The following is a 1,195-nucleotide window of genomic DNA, read 5'->3' on the forward strand; positions in this document are numbered from 1 at the left end:
AGGAGAAAAAAGCAATGGCAAAGGGTAAGTTTGAAAGAACGAAACCGCATGTAAACATCGGAACGATCGGACACGTAGACCACGGAAAAACGACGCTGACAGCGGCGATCACGATGGTGCTGGCAAAGAACGGCCAGGCGGAAGCGACAAAATATGACGAAATCGATAAGGCGCCGGAAGAAAAAGAGCGCGGAATCACGATCAACACGGCGCACGTGGAATATGAGACGGCAACGCGGCACTATGCGCACGTAGACTGCCCGGGACACGCGGACTATGTAAAGAACATGATCACGGGAGCGGCGCAGATGGACGGGGCGATCCTGGTGGTATCGGCGGCGGACGGCCCGATGCCGCAGACGCGGGAGCATATCCTGCTGGCAAGGCAGGTAGGCGTACCGTACATCATCGTATACATGAACAAGACGGACCAGGTAGACGATCCGGAGCTCCTGGAGCTGGTAGAGATGGAAATCAGGGAGCTGCTTTCGGAGTATGACTTCCCGGGCGACGACACGCCGATCATCAAGGGAAGCGCACTCCGCGCGCTGGAAGCGGCGCAGGCCTCGGACGACATCGCGGACAACCCGGACTGCCAGAGCATTTTCGAGCTGATGGACGCGGTAGACACGTACATTCCGGAACCGGAAAGGGACATAGACAAGCCGTTCCTGATGCCGGTAGAAGACGTATTCTCGATCACGGGGCGCGGCACGGTGGCGACGGGCCGTGTGGAAAGAGGAACGGTAAAGGTACAGGACACGGTGGAAATCGTTGGACTGACGGAAGAAAAGAGAAGCGTTGTGGTAACGGGCGTGGAAATGTTCCGGAAGCTTCTTGACGAAGCAATCACGGGCGACAACATCGGTGTACTGCTGCGCGGCGTGCAGAGGGACGAAATCGAGCGTGGACAGGTACTGTCGAAGCCGGGTTCGATCCATCCGCATACGCACTTCAACAGCAGCGTATACGTGCTGAAGAAGGAAGAAGGCGGTCGGCACACGCCGTTCTTCAACGGATACCGCCCGCAGTTCTATTTCAGGACGACGGACGTAACGGGAGTAATCGAGCTTCCTGGCGGAACAGAGATGGTAATGCCGGGGGATAACATCGAGATGGAGATCAAGCTGATTACGCCGATCGCAATCGAAGAAGGACTGCGGTTCGCAATTCGCGAAGGCGGACGCACGGTAGG

The 1,195-nt window shown here is 57.2% G+C and carries 1 protein-coding gene; it reads left to right on the forward strand.

Annotated elements, in window-relative coordinates; genetic code table 11:
- Nucleotides 1-14 precede the first annotated feature (14 nt).
- Nucleotides 15-1,195 (forward strand): elongation factor Tu (gene tuf, locus BBD38_RS14170; protein WP_066689372.1); only part of this gene is annotated, 1,181 nt, incomplete at its 3' end.

Source organism: Christensenella intestinihominis (genome assembly GCF_001678845.1).
Taxonomy (GTDB): Bacteria; Bacillota; Clostridia; order Christensenellales; family Christensenellaceae; genus Christensenella; species Christensenella intestinihominis.